Source organism: Stenotrophomonas acidaminiphila, assembly GCA_002951995.1.
GTDB classification, from domain to species: domain Bacteria; phylum Pseudomonadota; class Gammaproteobacteria; order Xanthomonadales; family Xanthomonadaceae; genus Stenotrophomonas; species Stenotrophomonas acidaminiphila_A.
Genome location: CP019797.1, coordinates 2,524,608 through 2,545,581, shown reverse-complemented (window position 1 = coordinate 2,545,581; position 20,974 = coordinate 2,524,608). Strand labels below are relative to the sequence as shown.

General features: G+C 71.8%; 20 protein-coding genes and 2 pseudogenes. 10 read left to right on the top strand and 12 right to left on the bottom strand.

Translation table 11 applies throughout. The features are described 5' to 3' along the window. Positions 1–76: 76 nt before the first annotated feature. On the bottom strand, positions 77–1,459 hold the full coding sequence (locus B1L07_11430) for an L-serine ammonia-lyase (GenBank protein AUZ55593.1): 1,383 nt from the start codon (positions 1,457–1,459) through the stop codon (positions 77–79). A gap of 98 nt (positions 1,460–1,557) precedes the next feature. Between B1L07_11430 and B1L07_11425 the strand changes: the two genes are divergently transcribed. Together B1L07_11425 and B1L07_11420 are read left to right on the top strand one after the other, a co-directional pair. Further along, entirely contained in the window at positions 1,558–1,782 is a 225-nt protein-coding gene (locus tag B1L07_11425; GenBank protein AUZ55592.1) for an NrdH-redoxin, read from the top strand. Then, entirely contained in the window at positions 1,779–2,249 is a 471-nt protein-coding gene (locus B1L07_11420) for a hypothetical protein (protein ID AUZ55591.1), read from the top strand. The genes B1L07_11425 and B1L07_11420 overlap by 4 nt, the downstream gene beginning before the upstream one ends. 24 nt (positions 2,250–2,273) lie before the next feature. On the opposite strand, the gene B1L07_11415 is transcribed toward B1L07_11420, so the two are convergent. The 3 genes from B1L07_11415 to B1L07_11405 are packed head-to-tail and all read right to left on the bottom strand — an operon-like array spanning position 2,274 to position 4,092. Then, positions 2,274–2,840 carry a hypothetical protein gene (locus tag B1L07_11415; protein AUZ55590.1) on the bottom strand — a complete coding sequence of 189 codons (567 nt, stop codon included), beginning with the start codon at positions 2,838–2,840 and terminating at the stop codon, positions 2,274–2,276. Beyond that, complete coding sequence (locus tag B1L07_11410) at positions 2,837–3,415, bottom strand: cytochrome b (GenBank protein AUZ55589.1); 579 nt, start codon at positions 3,413–3,415, stop codon at positions 2,837–2,839. The genes B1L07_11415 and B1L07_11410 overlap by 4 nt, the downstream gene beginning before the upstream one ends. After that, entirely contained in the window at positions 3,412–4,092 is a 681-nt protein-coding gene (locus B1L07_11405; protein ID AUZ55588.1) for a hypothetical protein, read from the bottom strand. The genes B1L07_11410 and B1L07_11405 overlap by 4 nt, the downstream gene beginning before the upstream one ends. A 324-nt stretch (positions 4,093–4,416) precedes the next feature. On the opposite strand from B1L07_11405, the gene B1L07_11400 reads away from it, so the two are divergent. Continuing rightward, entirely contained in the window at positions 4,417–7,995 is a 3,579-nt protein-coding gene (locus B1L07_11400; GenBank protein ID AUZ55587.1) for a histidine kinase, read from the top strand. Here the strand turns inward: B1L07_11400 and B1L07_11395 are convergent, their stop codons facing one another. After that, on the bottom strand, positions 7,996–9,417 hold the full coding sequence (locus B1L07_11395) for an MFS transporter (protein ID AUZ56567.1): 1,422 nt from the start codon (positions 9,415–9,417) through the stop codon (positions 7,996–7,998). It abuts the gene before it with no gap. A 206-nt stretch (positions 9,418–9,623) separates the two neighbouring features. Between B1L07_11395 and B1L07_11390 the strand changes: the two are divergent. Further along, positions 9,624–10,567 (top strand): annotated as a pseudogene (locus B1L07_11390) (IS481 family transposase). A 20-nt stretch (positions 10,568–10,587) separates the two neighbouring features. Here B1L07_11390 and B1L07_11385 read toward each other — a convergent pair. From B1L07_11385 to aroK, 4 genes are all read right to left on the bottom strand, one after another. Next, on the bottom strand, positions 10,588–11,631 hold the full coding sequence (locus tag B1L07_11385) for a uroporphyrinogen decarboxylase (protein AUZ56566.1): 1,044 nt from the start codon (positions 11,629–11,631) through the stop codon (positions 10,588–10,590). 88 nt (positions 11,632–11,719) lie between these two features. Next, a complete protein-coding gene (locus tag B1L07_11380; GenBank protein AUZ55586.1) occupies positions 11,720–11,971 on the bottom strand; it encodes a hypothetical protein in 252 nt (83 codons plus the stop codon). A gap of 62 nt (positions 11,972–12,033) precedes the next feature. Next, positions 12,034–13,143 (bottom strand): 3-dehydroquinate synthase, encoded by a 1,110-nt coding sequence (locus B1L07_11375; GenBank protein ID AUZ55585.1) that lies wholly within the window; start codon positions 13,141–13,143, stop codon positions 12,034–12,036. Continuing rightward, entirely contained in the window at positions 13,140–13,682 is a 543-nt protein-coding gene (aroK, locus tag B1L07_11370; protein ID AUZ55584.1) for a shikimate kinase, read from the bottom strand. The genes B1L07_11375 and aroK overlap by 4 nt, the downstream gene beginning before the upstream one ends. Before the next feature lie 98 nt (positions 13,683–13,780). Here aroK and B1L07_11365 point away from each other — a divergent pair, with 98 nt between their 5' ends. Beyond that, positions 13,781–13,984: a hypothetical protein gene (locus tag B1L07_11365; protein ID AUZ55583.1), complete on the top strand. Its 204-nt coding sequence runs from the start codon at positions 13,781–13,783 to the stop codon at positions 13,982–13,984. 143 nt (positions 13,985–14,127) lie between these two features. Here the strand turns inward: B1L07_11365 and B1L07_11360 are convergent, their stop codons facing one another. Further along, a complete protein-coding gene (locus B1L07_11360; protein ID AUZ55582.1) occupies positions 14,128–14,946 on the bottom strand; it encodes a kinase in 819 nt (272 codons plus the stop codon). A gap of 42 nt (positions 14,947–14,988) precedes the next feature. Here B1L07_11360 and B1L07_11355 point away from each other — a divergent pair, with 42 nt between their 5' ends. The 3 genes and pseudogenes from B1L07_11355 (at position 14,989) to B1L07_11345 (ending at position 16,743) form a co-directional block, all read left to right on the top strand. Beyond that, on the top strand, positions 14,989–15,588 hold the full coding sequence (locus B1L07_11355; protein ID AUZ55581.1) for a pyridoxamine 5'-phosphate oxidase: 600 nt from the start codon (positions 14,989–14,991) through the stop codon (positions 15,586–15,588). Further along, entirely contained in the window at positions 15,585–15,950 is a 366-nt protein-coding gene (locus tag B1L07_11350) for a hypothetical protein (protein AUZ55580.1), read from the top strand. Before B1L07_11355 ends, B1L07_11350 begins: the two co-directional genes overlap by 4 nt. Continuing rightward, positions 15,947–16,743: pseudogene (locus B1L07_11345) on the top strand (cobalamin-binding protein). The gene B1L07_11350 and the pseudogene B1L07_11345 overlap by 4 nt, the downstream one beginning before the upstream one ends. Before the next feature lie 267 nt (positions 16,744–17,010). Here B1L07_11345 and B1L07_11340 read toward each other — a convergent pair. Together B1L07_11340 and B1L07_11335 are read right to left on the bottom strand one after the other, a co-directional pair. After that, complete coding sequence (locus B1L07_11340; GenBank protein AUZ55579.1) at positions 17,011–17,901, bottom strand: hypothetical protein; 891 nt, start codon at positions 17,899–17,901, stop codon at positions 17,011–17,013. A gap of 210 nt (positions 17,902–18,111) precedes the next feature. Further along, positions 18,112–19,335 (bottom strand): citrate synthase, encoded by a 1,224-nt coding sequence (locus tag B1L07_11335; GenBank protein ID AUZ55578.1) that lies wholly within the window; start codon positions 19,333–19,335, stop codon positions 18,112–18,114. A 112-nt stretch (positions 19,336–19,447) separates the two neighbouring features. On the opposite strand from B1L07_11335, the gene B1L07_11330 reads away from it, so the two are divergent. Both B1L07_11330 and B1L07_11325 read left to right on the top strand, forming a co-directional pair. Beyond that, positions 19,448–20,335, top strand: a complete 888-nt coding sequence (locus B1L07_11330) for a methylisocitrate lyase (protein ID AUZ55577.1) — start codon at positions 19,448–19,450, stop codon at positions 20,333–20,335. Positions 20,336–20,366: 31 nt separating this feature from the next. Then, entirely contained in the window at positions 20,367–20,966 is a 600-nt protein-coding gene (locus B1L07_11325) for a cyclic nucleotide-binding protein (protein AUZ55576.1), read from the top strand. Positions 20,967–20,974: the final 8 nt, after the last annotated feature.

The following is a 20,974-nucleotide window of genomic DNA, read 5'->3' as shown; positions in this document are numbered from 1 at the left end:
ATCCCGTACTGACGTCAGCCTACATTGAAAACCATAGCGGCCCGGCGCGCATCCACTTGAATGCCCGCCGCCGCATTCAGCATTCGATGACGTTGACCGCCAGTCCGCCGCGGCTGGTTTCCTTGTATTTGTCCTGCATGTCGCGGCCGGTGTCGCGCATGGTCTTGATGACCTTGTCCAGGCTGACCTTGTGCTTGCCGTCGCCGCGCATGGCCATGCGTGCGGCGTTGATCGCCTTGACCGCGCCCATGGCGTTGCGCTCGATGCAGGGGATCTGCACCAGCCCGCCGATCGGGTCGCAGGTCAGCCCCAGGTTGTGTTCCATGCCGATCTCGGCGGCATTCTCGATCTGCCCCGGCTTGCCGCCCAGGGCGGCCATCAGCCCGCCGGCGGCCATCGAACAGGCCACCCCGACTTCGCCCTGGCAGCCGACCTCGGCGCCGGAGATCGAAGCGTTCTCCTTGTACAGGATGCCGATCGCCGCGGCGGTCAGCAGGAAGTCGAACACCCCCTGCTCGTTGCTGCCCGGGCAGAAGCGGTCGTAGTAGTGCAGTACCGCCGGGATGATCCCGGCCGCGCCGTTGGTCGGGGCGGTGACCACGCGGCCGCCGGCGGCGTTCTCCTCGTTGACCGCCAGCGCGTACAGGTTGACCCAGTCCAGCGTGGTCAGCGGGTCGCGCATGGCCGCCTCCGGCCGCGCGGACAGTTCGCGGTACAGGGCCGGGGCGCGGCGGCCCACGTGCAGCCCGCCCGGCAGCGTGCCTTCGGAACGGATGCCGCGCGCCACGCAGGCCTGCATGGCGTCCCAGATTTCGCGCAGGCCGGCGCGGATCTCGTCCTCGCTGCGCCAGCACTTCTCGTTCTCGAACATCAGCGCGGCGATGCTCAGGCCGCTGCGCGCGGCCTGGGCCAGCAGCTCGTCGCCGCTCCTGAACGGATACGGCAGCGGCGTCTGGTCGGGCACGATGCGGTCGTCGGCGGCGTCGTCGGCATTGACCACGAAGCCGCCGCCGACGGAGTAGTAGTCGCGGGTGGCGATGACCGTGTCGTTGGCGTCGAACGCGGTGAAGCGCATGCCGTTGGTGTGGTACGGCAGCTTCTGGCGCTTGTTCAGGGCCAGGTCGCGCTTCTCGTCGAAGGCGATCTCGTGCTGGCCCATCAGGTTGATGCGCCTGGACGAGCGGATGCGCGCCAGCGTGGCCGGGATGATGTCCGGGTCGATCAGGTTGGGCCGGTGGCCTTCCAGCCCGAGCAGCACCGCGGTGTCGGTGCCGTGGCCGCGCCCGGTCAGCGCCAGCGAGCCGAACACCTCGGCGCGGATGCGGGCGACGTCGGCCAGCTGGCCCGGGTCGAGCAGCCAGCGGTGGACGAAGCGTTCGGCCGCGCGCATCGGGCCCACGGTGTGCGAGGAACTCGGGCCGATGCCGATCTTGAACAGGTCGAACGTGCTGACGGACATTGCGTTGTGCGTGCTGCCTGGAGGAATCGCTATTCTACGGGTTCGCCGCTGACGGCCCCGCCCGCAGCGCAGCATCTGACCTGGATGGGGTGTAGGAAATGGGCTTGATCCTGTATCAGCGCGACGATTGCCACCTGTGCGACCAGGCGCTGGAGGTGCTGGCGCAGGCGCGCACGCCGGCGTTCGACAGCGTGTTCATCGACGGTGACGACGCGCTGGAACTGCGCTACGGCACGCGCGTGCCGGTGCTGCGCGATACCGCTGGCGGTGCCGAGCTGGAATGGCCCTTCGATGCGCAGGGCGTGCGCCGGTGGCTGCGATGAACGCCCGCGCGTGGTCGCCACTGCTTGCCGTGCTGGGCATGGCGGCGGCCACTGCCGGTGCGGCCGACGTGGACCTGGCCAAGGCGCTGCCGGCGGACCCGCAGGGTTTTGCGTGGCAGGGGCGCACGCTGGCGCAGGTGCTGCCGGTGGACGCCATCGAGCGGCTGGTGCTGTTGAAGGCGGTCACCAGCGCGCCGGCCGCGCTGGACATGCGCAACCTGCGGCGCATGCTGCGCGACGCCGCGGCCACACCGCTGCAGGCACCGGCGCCGGGCGAGCGGCAGCCATTGCAGGCCGGGGGCGCGGACACGGTGTGGGAGGCGGTGCTGCTGACCCGCGACGGCGGCGTATTCGGCCTGGTGGTGCGGCCCGGCCAGGGCGGGCAGGCGCAGCGGCACCGCGCCTGCCTCACCGACGCCGCCGGCCGGCGTGGCTGTTTCGATATCGCCGGCGTCGCCGCCGGCTGAGTCCGCTGCCGGGCGTGCGCGGGCTTACTTCGCGCGCAGCACGACCTTGGTGCTGATCGCGGTTTCGTCCGGGATGGTCTTGGTGTCGGCCCAGTCGCCACCGCCGACGCCGAAGTCCAGGCGCTTGACCGTGGCCTTGCCGGTCAGCACCGGCTGCGCGCCGGGCGTCCAGGTAAAGGTCAGGGTGACCGGCTTGCTGACCCCGCGCAGCTGCAGCGTGCCGTCGGCGGCGAACTGGTTGCCGCCCACGGCGCGGAAGCCGCTGGCGGTGTAGCGCGCCTGCGCGAACTGGGCGACGTTGAAGAAGTCCTTGCCCTGCAGCGTCGAGTCGCGGTCGCTGTTGCCGCTGCGCGCGCCGGCCAGCGGGATGGTGACGTCGAGCTTGCCGGCGGCGGGGTTGGCCGGGTCGAAGCTGAGCTGGGTCTGGAAGCCGGGGAAGGTGCCGGTGAATACCTCGCCGTCGTATTTGGTGGCGAACACCAGGATCGAGCCGGGCGCCTGTTCGTAGTCCGCGGCCATCGCCGGGGTGGTGGCCAGCATGCCGGCCAGGGCAGCCGCCACGGCGGCCGGGGTGGTGAGCTTGATGTTCATGCGGATTCCTTCTGTGGGGTGTCGAGCCAGCCCTGCGGCAGCATGCGCACCAGCGTGGCGTCGCGCTGCTGGAGGTGGTGGTAGAGGGCGGCGCCGGCATGCGCCAGCACCACCAGGATCAGCGCCCAGAAGCCCCATTCGTGCAACGAGTGCGAAAGCTGCGCGGCGCGTTCGTCGGGGGCCACCAGCTTGGGCATTTCCAGCAGCCCGAACAGCTTGAACGGGCGCAGGCCGCTGGCCGAGTCGTACAGCCAGCCCGACAGCGGGATGGCGAACATCATCACGTACAGCAGCCAGTGGGTGGCGCCGGCGATGCGCTCCTGCCAGCCCGGGGTGCCCGGCACCGGCCGCGGGGCGCCGGCGTACAGGCGCCACAGCAGCCGCAACACCACCAGCACCAGCACGGTGATGCCGATCGACTTGTGCGCGGTGTAGACCCAGAAGTACTTCGGCGTCTTCGGCAGTTCGCCCATGAGCAGGCCGACGATGCCCAGGGCGAGGATCAACAGGGCGATCAGCCAGTGCAGGCTCTTGCTGACGCTGCCCCAGCGGTCGGGCGTGTTCTTCAGGGTCATGGGCGCGATTCCGGTTGCGGGGAGGATCGGGTGGCGGCGTCGGCCGCGGCCTGTGCGTCGTCGGCGTCCGCCGGCGCGGCTTCGCCGGCCGCGGGCGCCGTGGCGTTGTCGTCGCGCACCGCCTCGGCCTCGATGCGCAGTTCAACGCGGTTGCCGATCACCGTCGGCCAGGCGTCGATGCCGAAGTCCGAACGCTGCAGGGTGGCGGTGGCGGAAAAGCCGGCGGTGCGGCGGAACGGCGGCAGCGGGTGCCGCTTGAGTGCGTTGAGGCGGACGTCGAGCACCACCTCGCGGGTCACGCCGCGCAGGGTCAGCAGCCCATGTACGCGCGCGCTGCGTGCATCCACCGGTTCGATGCGGGTGGAGACGAACCGCGCCTGCGGGTGGCGCTGGCCGTCCAGCAGGTTGCGCGCCAGCGTGGCCTGGTTCCACTTGTCGTTGCCCAGGTCCAGCCGCGCGACCGGGACCACCACGTCGAGGTGGGCACCGGACCAGTCGTCCGGGTCGAAGTCGAGCACGCCCTCGCTGCCGGACACGGTGCCCAGCGCCTGCGAGAACCCGGCGTGTTCGACCGCGAACAGCACCCGCGTGTGCACCGGGTCCAGCCGGTAACGGTCGGCGGCCGGCGCCGACAGTGGCAGCAGGCAGGCCAGCAGCAGGGCGAGGCGAGGTGACAAGAGGCGGCTCCGGCGGGGGGTGGTGGATTCTAGGCATATGCCCGTCATGGTTTGTTGCCTGGCGGCGCAATGGATTGTTGCGCGGCGCCGCCGGGCCGCGCCGTTCCGCCGCGGGCCGGGGAGGGTGCCGGGGGCGGTCGTGGCCGGGGCTGCCGGCACGTGCCGGCCGTCGTGCCGCGCGGATGCTATTTTCCCCGCTGACAGGAAGCGCGAACGGGCGGCGGATGGCAACCAGGGGCAGCATCGACACCAGCGGACCGGCAGCGGCGTGCGCGGCCGCAGCGGCCATTTGCGGCGGCCCCGCCGCGCACACGGGGCCGGGCGATGAGGGCGTGGTGGCGTGGGCTGTTGTGCCTGCTGCTGTGCGCCGGGGTGGTGGTGCCGGCCACGGCCGAGGTGCCGGTCACCCCGCAGCCGCGCCGGCTCCGGGTGGCCGATGGGCTGCCGTCGGCCAACATCAATGCGTTCGCCGAGGACCGCCGCGGCTACATGTGGCTGGCCAGCCACGACGGACTGGCGCGCTTCGATGGCCGCAACTTCCGCATCTGGCGCGCCGAGGACGGCCTGCGCGACAACCTGATCTGGAGCCTGCACGTGGACGCCGGCAACCGGCTCTGGTTCGGCACCCAGAACGCGGGCCTGGGGATGTTGTCGGCCGACCGCCGCAGCTTCCGCTTCTTCGATCGCGAGACCTATCCGCAGATCGGCAGCAACAGCGTGTGGAGCATCGCCTCCACGCCCGATGGCAGCGTCTGGTTCGGCACCCCGAGCGCCGGCCTCCACCGGCTTGCGGTGGACGGCACCATCCAGCGTTTCATGCCGGTCCCCGGCCAGCCCGACAGCCTGCCGTCGGCGTCCATCGCCTACCTGGCGGTCACCGCCGACGGCGTGCTGTGGGTGGGCAGCAAGGGCGGGCTGGCGCGCTGGACCGGTAGTGGCTTCCAGCGCGAAGGCGAGTCGGTACTGCCCTCGCCGCGGATCAACGGCCTCAAGGTCGATGGCGGCCAGCGGCTGTGGATCGCCACCAACGGCGGGGTGGTGGTGCGCCATCGCGACGGGCGTTTTGAGCGCATGCAGTGGCCCGGTTCGGACTACGGCCACGTGCTCAACGTGCTGCAGTACGACAGCGACGGCAATTACTGGCTGGACACGCTGCAGGGCCTAGGCCGCAGCAGGGCCGGCGAGGCGGTGAGCAACGTGCCGCTGTACAGCGCCCAGGAACGCGGCATGGTCAAGCCCAACTGGAGCACCGCCTACGAGGACCGCGACGGCGGCCTGTGGTTCGCCAGCACCAATTCCGGCCTGTGGCATCTGTCGCCGAACTGGCGCCAGTTCTCGGTGCTGGCGCGGCACCTGGACGATCCGTCCTCGCTGCGCAATCCGTATGCGCTGGCGATGGCCGCCTCGGCCTCCGGCGGCATCTGGGTGGTGGGCACCCGCGGTGCGCTGGACCGGCTGGATCCGGCCAGCGGCGCGGTCGAGCACCACCTGCAGCCGGTCGACGGCATCCACTGGCCGCAGTCGGTGGCCGAGGATCCGCAGGGGCGGGTCTGGATCGGCAGCCTGGACACGCTGGTGCGCTACGACCCGCGTGACGGCGCGGTACGCCGCTGGCGGCATGACGATGCGGTGGACGCGGCGATGGTCGGCGACGGCGACATCGTGCGCCTGTGCGATGGCCACGTGTGGATCTATTCCGAGGACGGCGGCATCCAGCGGCGCGATGCCGAGGGCCACGTCACCCTGCACCTGGCGCCGGGCCAGCACGGCCTGCCCCCGGGGGCGCTGCAGGACATGCAATGCGGCCCCGGCGAGCGCCTGTGGCTGTCCGGCGCCACCGGCCTGTCGGCCTGGCAGCCGCAGGCCGGCGCCTTCGCGCCGGTGGCGGGTGGGCCGCAGGTGCCGGCGCATGCCTTCGACGTCGGTGCCGACGGCACGGTGTGGGTGGCGCTGCTCGGGCGGCTGGAGCGTTACCGCTGGGACGGCGGGCAACTGCGCTGGGAGGACGGCATCGGCGTCGAGCAGGGGTTCCCGATGCTGGCCGCCGGCGGGCTGGTCATCGACGGCCGCGGCATTGCCTGGGCGAGCAGTGCGCGTGGCCTGATCCGGGTGGATCCGCAACGGCGCTCGGTGCGCCTTTACGGCGTGCACGACGGGCTGCCCGGGCAGGAGTTCCGGCGCCGCGGGCTGGTGCAGGCGCGCAGCGGCCAGGTGGCCGGCGGCACCCCCGACGGCGTGGTGCTGTTCGATCCGGCGCAGGTCGGCCCGCCGGCGCGGCGGCCGCCGCTGGTGATCGAGCGGATCAGCGTGCATCGCGGCGACCAGCTGTACGACCTGTCCGAGCAGCCGCTGCTGCGGATCAAGGACGGCGACCGCGACCTGCACGTGGTCGCACGCCTGTTGGCGTTCGCCGACTCCACCAACAACCAGTACCGCTTCCGCCTGAGCGGCTACGACCCGGACTGGGTCAATGCCGGCGCCAGCGGCGAGCGCGTGTTCCCGCGCCTGGCGCCGGGCAGCTACACCCTGCAGATCCAGGGCGCGGTGCCCGGCGGCGGCTGGATCGCCGCGCCCGACGTGCGGATCGAGGTCGCCCCGCCGTGGTGGCGCAGCGGCTGGGCGATGGCCGTCTATGCGCTGGCCGCGGCGCTGGCGCTGGGGATCGCGGTGCTGGCCTACCGCGCGCGCCTGCAGCGGCGCAGTGAATGGCAGCTGGCCGAACAGCGGCGCGAACTGGCCGAGCAGGCCTCCTCGGCCAAGACCCGCTTCCTGGCCACCTTCGGGCACGAAGTGCGCACGCCGATGACCGGCGTGCTGGGCATGACCGAGCTGTTGCTGGACACCCCGCTGGACGATACCCAGCGCCGCTATGCCGGTTCGATCCAGCAGGCCGGCGTCCATCTGCTGCAGCTGGTGAACGATTCGCTCGACCTGGCGCGCATCGAGGCTGGCCGGCTGGAGCTGGACAGCCGCCCGTTCGAGCTGGCGCCGCTGCTGGACGAGGTCGCCGCGCTGATCGCGCCGGTGGTGCGCAAGCGTGGGCTGGAGTTCGTGCAGGAGCCGCGGCTGCCGATGCCGGTGCGCGTGACCGGCGATCCGATGCGCCTGCGCCAGATCCTGATGAACCTGCTCGGCAACGCCGCCAAGTTCACCGGGCACGGCCAGGTCGGGCTGGGCGTGGAACTGCTGCCCGCCGGCGCCGGCATCCGCCTGGTGGTCAGCGATACCGGCCCCGGCATCACCGCCGAGCAGCAGGCGCGGCTGTTCCGCCGCTTCGAACAGGCCGAAGGACCGCAGACCGCCTCGCGCTACGGCGGCAGCGGGCTGGGCCTGGCGATCTGCCAGGAACTGGCCGCGGCCATGGGCGGCAGTATCCGCATCGACAGCCGGCTGGGCGCCGGCGCGCGCTTCATCGTCGAGCTGCCCCTGGCGTGGACGCCGCTGGCCGGCGGCGACGCTGCGGCGGCGCGCGCGTCGGGGCAGGGCCCGGAAGGCAGCCTGTGCATCCTGCTGGTCGAGGACGACCCCACCGTGGCCGATGTCATCGCCGGGTTGCTGCGCGCGCGCGGCCACCAGGTGGTGCATGCGCTGCACGGGCTGGCGGCGCTGGCCGAAGTGGCGGCGTGGCCGTTCGACATCGGCCTGCTCGACCTGGACCTGCCGGCGCTCGACGGCCTCGCATTGGCGGCGCAGCTGCGCGGCCAGGGCCACCGCTTCCCGCTGGTGGCGGTGACCGCGCGTGCCGATGGTGGCGCCGAGCAGCAGGCGCGCGCGGCCGGCTTCGACGGGTTCCTGCGCAAGCCGGTGACCGGCGAGATGCTGGTGGCCGCCATCGCCGCGGCGTGGCGCTCGCGCGACGCGGCCCCGGCGCAGGACGCGCCGGCGGCGCCGCCGCCGGACTGACTACTCGACCACTTCCTCGACCGCGCGCGGGTGCGGCCGGTTTTCCGGCAGTTGCCAGAACACCAGGGTCGAGCTGAGCGTGATCACGCCGACGCACACGAACGTGGCGTGCAGCGCGGCGCTGGCACCATGCCCGGTGAGGTGGGCGCCGAAGGTGGACAGCAGGCTGCCGGCGGTGGCCGCGCCGAAGCCGGTGGCCAGCATCATCACCATCGACAGCAGGCTGTTGCCGCTGCTGGCCTGGCCGGCGTCCAGGTCGCGCAGGGTCACCGTGTTCATTACCGTGAACTGCATCGAGTTGAAGGCGCCGAACAGGGCCAGCTGCAGCAGTTGCAGCGCCAGCGGCTGGCGGCCGCTGACGAACATGAAACTGGCCATCGCCAGACCCACGCAGACGGTGTTGATCATCAGGATGCGGCGGTAGCCGAAACGCTCCACCAAGGTCACCGCCAGGCGTTTGGCGGCCATGCCGGCCAGCGCCACCGGGATCATCATCATGCCCGCCGCCATCGGGCTCATGCCCAGGCCCACCTGCAGCAGCAGCGGGATCAGCAGTGGCATGGCGCCGCTGCCGATGCGCGAGAACAGGTTGCCGAGGATGCCGATGCGGAAGCTGGTGACCCGGAACAACGTCAGCGGGAACAGCGCGTCGCTGCGCCCGGCCGCGTGCAGCCAGTAGCCGGCCAGCGCGGCGATGCCGATCACCGCCAGCAGCAGCACCAGCGCATGCGCCGAGCCGAAGCCGGAGGCGCCATCCAGTGCCAGCGACAGCGCGATCATGCCGAACGCCAGCATCAGGTAGCCGGCCAGGTCGAAGTGATGCCGTTCCTGGCCGTAATGGTCGGGCATGATCCGCAGCGCGGCGAACAGCCCGGCCACGCCGATCGGCAGGTTGATCAGGAAGATCCAGTGCCAGGACGCGGCCTGCACCAGCCAGCCGCCCAGGGTCGGCCCCAGCAACGGGCCGACCAGCGCCGGGATCGCGATGAAACTCATCGCCGACAGGAACTGCTCGCGCGGCACCGAGCGCATCACCGCCAGCCGCCCCACCGGCAGCAGCAGCGCGCCGCCGATGCCCTGCAGTACACGTGCGGCGACCAGCCAGTGCAGTGTCGGCGACAGCGCGCAGGCCAGCGAGCCCAGGGTGAACAGCACGATCGCCGCCACGAAGGTGCGGCGGGTGCCGACGCGGTCGGCGATCCAGCCCGAGGCCGGGATGAAGCTGGCCACCGCCAGCGCGTAGCTGAACACCACCGACTGCATCTGCAGCGGGCTCTCGCCCAGGCTGCGCGCCATCGCCGGCAGCGCCGTATTGACGATGGTCGAATCCAGCATCTGCATGAAGATCGCCAGCGACACCAGCCACAGCAGCGGCTTGTGCGGATCGGCGGCGGGCAGTGGGCTGGAAGGGGGCAGGGACATCAGGCGCACTCGTTGCCAGGGCGGTGCCGGCATTGTCCCGGTTCGCGCGTGCAGGCATCGCGCACGCGCGCCGCCGTGGGCCGGCGCCGCGCGCTGAGCGGGCGTGCCCCCGGGCCGGCCTAGCTGTGATCTCTCAGTAGGTTGTTCATCCGGGGCATCGCTGGAAGATGGGGGTTACGAAGCCAACCAGCCCCCAGGAGCCCCGGATGAACCTGCATAAACATGCCCGTTTGAGCCCACGCGGTCGAGCCCTGCTTGTGGACCGCATCCTGGTACAGGGCCTGCGCATCGAAGAGGCCGCCCACGCGGCCGGCGTGAGCGTACGCACGGCCTATAAGTGGCTCAAGCGCTACCGGGAGGAGGGTCCGGGTGGTTTGACGGACCGCAGCTCCCGACCGCATTCCAGTCCCCACGCCCTATCCCCGGTGATCGTGGCGCAGGTGCTGGAGCAGCGCCGCTCACGCCAGACCTATCGCCAGATCGCCCAGCGCCTGTCCGTGGCGCCAAGCACCATCGCCCGGGTGCTGCGCCGCGCCGGCCTGCATCGGCTGGCCGAACTGGAACCGGCGCTGCCGCACAACCGCTACGAATACGCCCTACCGGGCCAACTGCTGCATCTGGATATCAAGAAGCTGGGGCGGATCGGCTCCCCGGCCACCGTGTCACCGGCGACCGGTCGCGCCGGCACCGGGGCATCGGCTGGGAATACGTCCACCTGGCCATCGACGATCACTCGCGCGTGGCCTTCGCCTCCATCGAGCCGGACGAGCGCGGGACCAGTGCCTGCAAGGCCCTGATCCGTACGGTGCGCTACTACCGCAGCCTGGGCGTGTGCTTCGAGCGGGTGTTGACCGACAATGGCACCTGCTACAGGTCGCGCCGCTTCCAGCGCCTGGTCCGTCGGCTCGGCCTGCGCCACCTGCGCACGCGTCCCTATACGCCCCGCACCAACGGCAAGGCCGAACGTCTGGTGCAGACCAGCCTGCGCGAATGGGCCTATGCCCGCGCCTATGACAACTCCGGGCAGCGCGCCGATGCCCTCCATGGCTGGTTGCACCACTACAACTGGCACCGCCCTCACGCCAGTCTTGGCTACAAACCACCCATCTCCCGCATACCACTGAACAACCTGCTGGGTTTACACACCTAGCCGCGCCCGGGGCGAAGTACTCAGCGGCGGCTGAGGCGGTGCACCGCGTCCACCAGCACCGCCACGTGCTCGGGATTCATGTCCGGCGACATGCCGTGGCCGAGGTTGAACACGTGGCCCTCGCGCGAGCCGCCGTTGCCGGCGGCATAGCTGTCCAGCACCTTGCCGGCCTCGCGGGCGATGGCCTCCGGCGAGCCGTACAGCGTGGTCGGGTCCAGGTTGCCCTGCAGCGCCACCTTGCCGGCGGTGGCGCGCGCGGCGTCCTCCAGCGAAATGGTCCAGTCCACGCCCACGCCTTCGGCGCCGGTGGCGGCCAGCTCGGCCACATACTGGCCGGTGCCCTTGCCGAACAGGATCAGCGGCGTGCGCTGCGCGCCCTGGCCGCGTTCCAGCTCACGGGCGATGCGCGCCAGATAGGGCAGCGAGAACTCGCGGTACATCGCCGGCGACAGCACCCCGCCCCAGGTGTCGAACACCTGCAGCGCCTGCGCCCCGGCCGCGCGCTGCGCCGCCAGGTAGGCGACGACCGCGTCGGTCACCACCCGCAGCAGCTGGTGCAGCGCCGCCGGCGCGTTCAGTGCCATCGCCTTGATCCGCGCGTAATCCTTGCTGCCGCCGCCCTCGACCATGTAGCAGGCCAGCGTCCACGGACTGCCGGAGAAGCCGATCAGCGGCACCTTGCCGTCCAGCTCGCGGCGGATCAGCCGCACCGCGTCCATCACGTAGCCCAGCTCGGTCTCCATGTCCGGCACCGCCAGCCGGGCGATGGCCGCCGCGTCGCGCACCGGGTGGTGGAACTTCGGGCCCTCGCCCTCGGCGAAATACAGGCCCAGGCCCATCGCATCGGGCACGGTGAGGATGTCGGAGAACAGGATGGCCGCGTCCAGGTCGAACCGCTGCAGCGGCTGCAGCGTGACCTCGCAGGCGACCTCCGGGTTCTTGGCCATCGCCAGGAAGCTGCCGGCGCGGGCACGGGTGGCGCGGTATTCCGGCAGGTAGCGGCCGGCCTGGCGCATCAGCCAGACGGGCGTGCAGTCCACCGGCTCGCGGCGCAGGGCGCGCAGGAAGCGGTCGTTGCGAAGGGGCTGGTCACGGAAAACTCCTTGGAACGTGGCCGTTGGGCCGGGGCGGCGCGCACGGCGCCGGGGCCGGTCAGGGGTGCGGCTCGCCGCTGGCGAACACCACCTGGAAACCGCGCTTGATCTGCGCGTCGCGTGCCTTCTCGAAGGCGTGGCGGGCCTCGTCTTGCTGCAGGAACAGCTCGCGGCGCAGCTGCGCGCGGCCGCCGGTCTGGCCGCTCTCGCGCAGCAGCTCCCAGCCGCCGAGCAGGTCCGGCAGCAGCGAAAGCTGCACATAGCGGGGGGATTCGTTGCCGCTGGGCGGCTGCTGCAGGTAGACGCGCATGGCGATGATTGTAGCCGGCCGCGTCGGGGCCGGGTGGCATTGCCCCGCCGCCGGCCGTGGCCTCAGCCGGTGCGCAGTACCGCCAGCACCGCGGCCTCGTCCACGTCCGCCACCACTTCGGCCCGGCCGACGCCGCGCCACAGCACCAGGCGCAGGCGCCCGGCGAGGTTCTTCTTGTCCAGGCGCATGTGCGCGAGCAGGGCCGCGGGGTCGAGCCCGGCCGGGATCGCCACCGGCAGGCCATAGGCCCGCAGCAGGTCGCGCAGCGCGTCCGCGGCGTCGTCGCCGGCCATGCCCAGCGCGGCCGACAGCCGTGCCGCCAGCACCATGCCCACCGCCACCGCCTCGCCGTGGTTGAGATTGTCGCTGCCCGGCGCGCCATAGCCCTGCGCCGTCTCGATGGCATGGCCGAAGGTGTGGCCGAAGTTGAGCAGGGCGCGCTCGCCCTTCTCCAGCGGGTCGCGCGCGACGATCTCGGCCTTGTGCTCGCAGCTGCGGGCGATGGCCTGCGCCAGGGCCGCATCGTCGCCGGCCAGCAGTGCGTCGCGCTCGGCCTGCAGCCATTGGAAGAACAGCGGGTCGCGGATGCAGCCGTACTTGATCACCTCGGCCAGCCCGGCGCGCAGTTCGCGCACGGGCAGGGTGCGCAGCGCGGCGGTGTCGGCGATCACCGCGCGCGGCGGGTGGAACGCGCCCACCAGGTTCTTGCCCTGGGCGATGTCCACCGCGGTCTTGCCGCCGACCGACGAATCGACCATCGACAACAGGGTGGTGGGCAGCTGCACGCAGTCCACGCCGCGCATCCAGCAGGCGGCGGCAAAGCCGGCCAGGTCGCCGACCACGCCACCGCCGAGCGCCAGCACGCAGGCGTCGCGGGTGGCGCCAAGCGTGGCCAGCGCGTCGATCGCGCCGCCGAAATGGTGCAGGGTCTTGGACGCCTCGCCGGCGGGAATCAGGTACTCGCCGACCGCCAGGTCCGGGCGCGCCTGGTGCAGCGCGGCGCGCACCCGCGCCAGGTAAAGCGGCGCCACGGTGTCGTCGCTGACCAGCAGCACGTGGCGGCCGCGGACGGCGCCGGCCAGCAGGTCGCCCGCACCGAGCAGGCCGGGGCCGATGTGGATCAGGTACGGGCAGTCGCCGCCGACGGCGACGGTGCGGGGGGCATGGCTCATGCGGGGAGTTCCGGGTTCTGCCACTGCGCGGCCAGGCGCACGACCAGGTGCGCGGTGGCCTCGGCGGGGGAATAGGGATCGGTGTCGACGACCAGGTCGGCGACCTCGCGGTACAGCGGATCGCGCAGCGTGGCCATGGCCTCGAGCACCTGTTCGCGGTCCTCGCGCTGCAGCAGCGGGCGGGTCTTGTCGCGCTGCAGCCGCTGCAGCTGCGCGGCCACGCCCACGCGCAGCCACACCACGAAACCGCGCTGGCGGATCCGCTGGCGGTTGTCGGCATCGAGCACTGCGCCGCCGCCGGTCGAGACCAGCTGCCCGCCGCGTTCCAGCAGCCTGGCCAGCACGCGTTTTTCGTGCGCGCGGAAGCCGGCCTCGCCGACGTTCTCGAAGATGGCCGGGATCGACGAACCCACCTCGTCGACGATGGCCTGGTCGGCATCGACGAACGCCAGCCCGAAACGCTCGGCCAGGCGGCGGCCGATGCAGGTTTTGCCGGCGCCCATGGGGCCGACCAGGATGACGTTGGGGGCGGGATTCATTGCCGTTCGATGCTAGCACCGTGTCGGTGCGTTAACACGGTAGCAGCCAAGCTCGTCGACGCCACGAGTGGTTCGTGGTGCAACCAACGGAGGCGGACATGGCAGTGGCGAAAATCATCGAAGTCAGCGCGTCGTCCAGCGCCAGCGTCGAGGACGCGGTGCGCAGCGGCCTGAAGAAGGTGGCCGAGACGGTCAAGGGCATCCAGGGCGCGTGGATCAACGAGACCAAGGTGGTCACCGATGGCGACGGCAACATCACCGAATGGCGGGTCAACCTGCGGGTGACGTTCCTGGTCCAGTAGGTGCGGGGCTCGCCCCGCACGGCTTTCGCATATGGCATGTGCGGGGCAAGCGCCGCACCCACGGCGTGGGCGGGGCAAGCATCGCGTCTACGACATGTGCGGGGCAAGCCCCGCACCTACGGCGCGTGGGGCAAGCACCGCGCCTACGGCAGCACCCGGCGCTGCGCATCCAGCGCCACGGTGCGGTCGGCGATGTCCGGCAGGCAGCGCAGCGCCTGCCGGCTGACGCGCTCGTAGAACTGCACGAAGCGCTCGACCTGCGCCCGGTTCATGCCGGTGCGCCCGGGCGCGGCCTGCTGCAGCGCCTGCTCCTGTTGCCAGCGCCAGTTGGGCACCACCGAAAAGCCCGGCGGCTGCAGGAACCACAGCCGGTCGCAACGCTGCCACAGCGCCGGGTAGTCGCGGGCCAGCGCCTGGTTGCACCAGCGCCGCCAGGTGCCGTCCGCATCGGCGTCGCGCTCGAGCGCGTTGAGCGGCGTGCGCAGGGCGTCCTCGGCTTCCGGCGGGGTGCCCAGGAACCAGCCCTCGAATACCAGCAGGTCCAGGTGCTGGACCGGTTGCCACTGCGCCTGCGGCACGCGCTCATCGGCGAGCTTGTCGAAGCGCGGCAGCGCGAACGGCTGGCCGCCGCGGGCCGCGTCCAGGGTTGCCAGCGCCAGCGGCAGGTCGTGGGTGCCCGGGGGCCCGCGCGTGGCCAGTAGCGGATGCACGCGCCCGGCCAGGCGCTGGCGCTGGGCGCGGGTCAGGTAGACGTCGTCGATGGACAGTGCCGCCGCGCGCAACCCGCGCGCCTGCGCCAGCTCCACCACCTGCGCCGCCAGCGTGGACTTGCCGCTGCCCTGCACCCCGCTGATCGCCAGCACCGGCGTGTCGCGGCCGCTGGCCAGCGCCTCGTCCAGCGCCTGTGCGGCCAGGGCCTGCGGGAAGCGGCGTGCGGAGAAGCGGTGCGGAACGGACGACATGGCGCCACAATAGCCCAAACCCATGCCGTCCGAAGTGGAGCCATGACCGATCTGTACGCAGAAGCGCTTTCGACCTTCGCCGAGTTGTTCGAGGAGGCCAAGGCCAGCAATGAAATCGAGCCCGGCGCGATGACCGTGGCCACGGCCGACGTCGATGGCCGGCCATCGGCGCGCACCGTGCTGCTCAAGGCCTTCGACGAGCGCGGTTTCGTGTTCTACACCCACCTGGACAGCCGCAAGGGCCGCGAGCTGCACGCCAACCGCCAGGCGGCGCTGCTGTTCCTGTGGCGCAGCCTGCGCGAGGCCGGCATCCAGGTGCGGATCGACGGCGACGCGCAGCTGGTGTCCGCGGCCGAGGCCGACGCCTACTTCGCTTCGCGCCCGCGCATGAGCCAGATCGGCGCCTGGGCATCGATGCAGTCGCAGACGCTGGGCTCGCGCGAGGAGTTCGACGAGCGCCTGCGCAACTTCGAGGCGCGTTTCGAGGGCCGCGACGTACCGCGCCCGGACGGCTGGAGCGGCATCCGCGTGGTCCCGCAGCGCATCGAGTTCTGGTACGGCGCCACCTTCCGCCTGCACGAGCGCTGGTGCTACGAGGCCGACGCCGCCGGTGCCTGGAGCAAGCGGCTGCTGTACCCGTGAGCCGGCTGCGCCTGCACCCGGTCCATCGCATCACCGTGTTCGTGCCGCCGGCGCACCTGCAGGCGCTCAAGCGCGGCATCCTCGCGGTCGACGACCTGGCCGCCGGCGGTTATGCCCACGGCATGTGGGAGTCGGCACCGGGGCGGGAACAGTTCCGCGTGCTGCCCGGTACCGCCAGCGTGGTGGGCGAGGTCGGCGAGCTGGTGAGCGAACCCACCGTGCGGCTGGAATTCTGCCTGCCGCGCGGCGTGCCGGGCGACCGCGAACGGTTGCAGCGGGTACTCGACCAGGGCATCGCCGCGCACCACCCGTGGACCAGCCCGGCGGTGTTCGTCGAGGCGCTGGAGTTCGCCGCGCCATGACCGGGCCACGCCGCATCGTCTGCCTGACCGAGGAGCCGACCGAGACCCTGTACGCGCTGGGCCAGCAGGACCGCATCGTCGGCATCAGCGGCTTCACCGTGCGCCCGCCACAGGCGCGCCGCGACAAGCCCAAGGTCAGTGCCTTCACCAGCGCCAAGGTGGAGGAGATCCTGGCGCTGCAGCCCGACCTGGCGATCGGCTTTTCCGACATTCAGGCCGATATCGCCGCCGAACTGATCCGCCGCGGGGTGGAGGTGTGGATCGCCAACCACCGCAGCGTCGCCGGCATCCTCGATTACATCCGCCGGCTCGGTGCGCTGGTCGGCGTGGCCGCGCGCGCCGACGCCTATGCCGGCGAGCTGCAGCGCGGGCTGGACGCCATCGCCGCGCAGGCGGCGCGGCTGCCGCGGCGGCCGCGGGTCTATGTCGAAGAGTGGGACGAACCGATCATCACCGGCATCCAGTGGGGCGCGGAGCTGGTGGAGATCGCCGGCGGCATCGACGTGTTTCCCGAACTGTCGCGCGAGCCCCTGGCCAGGGCGCGGATCCTGGCCGATGGCGCGCCGGTGATCGCGCGCGACCCGGAGATCATCATCGGCTCGTGGTGCGGCAAGAAATTCCGCCCGAGCGGGTGGCCGCGCGCCCGGGCTGGGCGGCGATCCAGGCGGTGCGCGACGGCGAGCTGCACGAGATCAAGTCGCCGCTGATCCTGCAGCCCGGGCCGGCGGCGCTGACCGACGGCGTGCAGGCCATCGCCGCCATCATCCAGCGCTGGGCGCAGCATCACGCGTAGGTGCGGGGCTTGCCCCGCACGGGCTTTACCGATGGAGCACCAGGCGGGGCAAGCCCCTGTCGTGGCCCGTCTTCCTGCCGGCATCAAGCAGGGGGCGTGGCGCTGAGCGACGGCGTGCAGGCGATCGCCGCCATCATCCAGCGCTGGGCGCAGCGACACGCGTAGGTGCGGGGCTTGCCCCGCACGGGCTTTACCGATGGAGCACCAGGTGGGGCAAGCCCCCACCGCGGCCCGTCTTCCTGCCGGCATCAAGCTGCGGGTCCGGCCTCACGGTTTCAGGCCGCTGGCTTCATCGCCCAGCCTGTTCTCCAGATTGGCGCGCCCGCTCTGGGCGTAGCGCTTGCATGCCCCGGTGTCGACCAGGGGGCTGCCGCCCGTGCCGCGCAGGCGCGCGAACAGGTCGCTGGCCAGCGGGTGCGGCGTGATCTGGATGTCGCAGGGCAGCGCGGCGAGGGTGTCCAGGCCGCGGCGGAAGGCGGCGACCATCGCCGGATGGTCGCTGTAGCGGTACTGGTGGTCGGACAGCGCGCTGACGCTGTCGGTGTAGGCCAGGTCCAGGCAGCGCGTGCCTTCGCAGCTGCGCCAGGTCCAACTGGTGCCGCCCGGGGTGTGGCCGGGGGTGGCGTGTGCGACGAGCGCCAACGCGCCGACCCGTACGCTGTCGCCGTCTGCCAGCGGGCGCACCACCGGCACCGCCGGAAAGCCGGTGTCGAATTCCAGTTGCTGCGGGTCGCTGCGGTCGCTCACCCCGGTATGCAGCGTGTTGACCGCCGGCGCGCGCGCCAGCAGCGGCGCGCCCGTCACCTGCTGCAGGTAGGCCAGGCCGGCCGCGTGGTCGTAGTGTTCATGCGAGTTGAGCAGGTACTTGACGTCGCCGGGGTCGAAGCCCAGGGCGCGGATGTTGGCTTCGATCAACGGCCCGGCCGGCGCGGTGGCGCCGTCGATGAGGACGTGGCCCTGGTCGGAGGTGACCAGCAGCACGGTGAGGCCGCAGGTGCCCACGTACCAGGTGTTGCCGAAGATGCGGCGCGGCGGCGCGGGTTCGTTCCAGCCGTCCATGGCGCTGTCGCTGGGCGGGCAGTCGCGCGCGCCGGGGGCGGTGGACGTCGCCGGCGCGGCATGGGTGGCCGGAAGGTCGGCCGCCGCATGCGCCGGCATGCGCTGCGGCGTTGCAGGGCAGCCGGCCAGCAGCGCCAGGCCAAGCGCGGGTACGGCAAGGCGGCAGGGCCGCCGCAGGACTGGGGGCATCACGGTCATCTGCAGGTTGGAAAGCGCTGCCGCAGGATAGGCAGGCCGCGCGCGCGCGACCAACGCGAATAAGCTGCGGCAGGCATTAGCTGCCTGCATGCCTGGGTGCCGTCGCCGCGGTCAGCGCCCGGGCGCCAGCCCGGTGTAGCGTGCGCGCGGGCGGATCAGCGTGCCCAGTGCCTGCTGTTCCAATGCGTGCGCCAGCCAGCCGGTCAGGCGCGCGGCGGCGAACATCACCAGCGCATGCGCGCCGGGCAGGCCGTGCACGTAGCAGATCGCCGCCAGCAGGCCGTCGATGTTCGGGTGCTGGCCGCTGTGTTCGGCGGTGGCCGCCAGCACCGCCTCGACGTGGCGCATGCGTGGCTGCCCGCCGCACAGCGCGCGCAGCTGGCGCAGCATCTCGCCGCCGCGCGGGTCGCCATCGGGATAGAGCAGGTGGTTGAAGCCGGGCAGTTCGTCGCCGCGGCGCCAGCGTTCGGCGATGAACGCCGCCGGCGCGCCGCTGGCCTTGGCATCGAGCAGCAGCGCATGCGCGCGCGCGGTGGCGCCGCCATGGCGCGGCCCCGACAGCGCGGCCAGGCCGGCGCTGACGGTGGCGTGCAGGTGCGCGCCGGTGGAGGCGACCACGCGCGCGGCGAACGCCGACACGTTCAGCTCGTGGTCGGCGCACAGCACCAGCGCCGAGCGCACCAGTTCGGCGAAGCCGGCATCGCCGGGTTGCCACGCATCGGCCAGCAGGCGGTGCACCGGGCGCGCGTCGGGCTGCACCCCCACCAGCAGCGCGGCGTTCTGCCGCAGCAGCATCGCCGCCACCTCGCGCCGCACCGGCGCGGCGGCGTTGAGCGATTGCCGCTGTTCCAGCGCCAGCAGCGGGATGCAGGCCATGGTCCGTTCCAGCGGCGGCAGCGCTGCGTCCAGCGCCAGCGCCGCCACCCGCGGCGGCCACGCCGGCGGTGGCGCCGCGGCGAACGGATCCTGTTCCTCGCAGTCCCACAGCAGCCGCGCGATGTCTTCCAGGGTGGCGCCGCCGCGCGCCGCCGCCACCGCCGAGCGGCCGCGGTAGTACGGCGCGTCCGGGCGGATCAGCGAGATCCGCGTTTCCAGCACCGGCAGGCCGCGGTCCAGGCTCTGCGCCGCGCCACGCGCCGCGCCGCGGCCGGCGCGCTTGCGCTGCGCCAGCCGCTCCACCTCGGCGCGCAGGTAGACCCGGCTGCGCGGGTCCGGCCCGGGCCGCGAACTGAGCTGGCCGCGGCTGACATAGGCGTACAGCGTGGCCGGGCTGATCCCGAGCAGGGCGCAGGCGTCGCTGGCGGGGATCAGTTCGGGGTCGGCGGGTTCGGTCATGGGGTCGATATGTTGATTATTTGAATCAAGATTGATCAATGGTTTGGATGGTGCCAGATTGTGCGCCATCGCGGAACGGCGCTCTCGCCGCCGCCATACCAGGAGTCCCGTCATGTCCGTTTCCTCCGCCGGCGCCGCGTTCCGCGCCGCCCTGGCCGCCGAAAAGCCCCTGCAGGTGATCGGTGCGATCAACGCCAACCACGCGCTGCTCGCCAAGCGCGCCGGCTACAAGGCCATCTACCTGTCCGGCGGCGGCGTCGCGGCCGGCTCGCTGGGGCTGCCGGACCTGGGCATCAACACCCTGGAAGACGTGTTGATCGACGTGCGCCGCATCACCGACGTGTGCGACCTGCCGTTGCTGGTGGACATCGACACCGGCTTCGGCCCGAGCGCGTTCAACATCGCGCGCACGGTGAAGTCGCTGATCAAGGCCGGCGCCGCCGCCTGCCACATCGAAGACCAGGTCGGCGCCAAGCGCTGCGGCCACCGCCCGGGCAAGGAAATCGTGTCGCAGGGCGAGATGGTGGACCGGGTCAAGGCCGCCGCCGACGCCAGGACCGACCCGGACTTCTTCCTGATCGCCCGCACCGACGCCATCCAGATGGAAGGCGTGGACGCGGCCATCGAACGCGCCATCGCCTGCGTCGAGGCCGGTGCCGATGGCATCTTCGCCGAGGCCGCCTACGACCTGGACACCTACCGCCGCTTCGTCGACGCGGTGAAGGTGCCGGTGCTGGCCAACATCACCGAGTTCGGCAAGACCCCGCTGTTCAGCCGCGACGAGCTGGCCACGGCCGGCGTCGCCATCCAGCTGTTCCCGCTGTCGGCGTTCCGCGCCGCCAACAAGGCCGCCGAGAACGTGTACGAGGCGATCCGCCGCGACGGCCACCAGCGTGGCGTGGTCGATGCCATGCAGACCCGCGAGGAGCTGTACGACCGCATCGGCTACCACGCCTTCGAGGCGCAGCTGGACAAGGTATTCGCGCAGAAGGGCGCATGATGGCCGTCCCTGCGGCCACCTGATACCCGCCATGGCGACCCCGTCCTCCCACCGCACCCGCGTCGACCGCCGCGACACCGCGCGGCGCCTGCTGCAGCGCGACCTGGAGCAGCTCACGCCCGAGGAACGGGTGGTGGTCGAACGCTTCATCTCCGGCGGGCGGGTCTCGCGCAACGTGCGCCGCGAGCTGCACGAGTCGCGCACGCTGGGCGAGCGGGTCGCCGACCGCGTCGCCGAAGTCGGCGGCAGCTGGACCTTCATCCTGTGCTTCGGCGTGGTGCTGGTGGTGTGGATGGTGGTCAACAGTTTCCTGTTGGCCCGGGCGTTCGACCCGTACCCCTACATCCTGCTCAACCTGGTGCTGTCGTGCCTGGCCGCGGTGCAGGCACCGATCATCATGATGAGCCAGAACCGGCAGGCGGCGGTGGACCGCATGCGTGCCGAGAACGACTACCAGGTCAACGTGAAAGCGGAGCTGGAAGTGCTGCAGATCCACGAGAAGCTGGACCTGCTGCGCACCCGCGAATGGGCGCTGCTGGTGGAACAGCAGAACCGCCAGATCGAAATGCTGCAGCGGTTGCTGGAACGCGCCACCACGGCGCCCGGCGACGAGCCGCAGAAACAACCGTAAACCTTCCC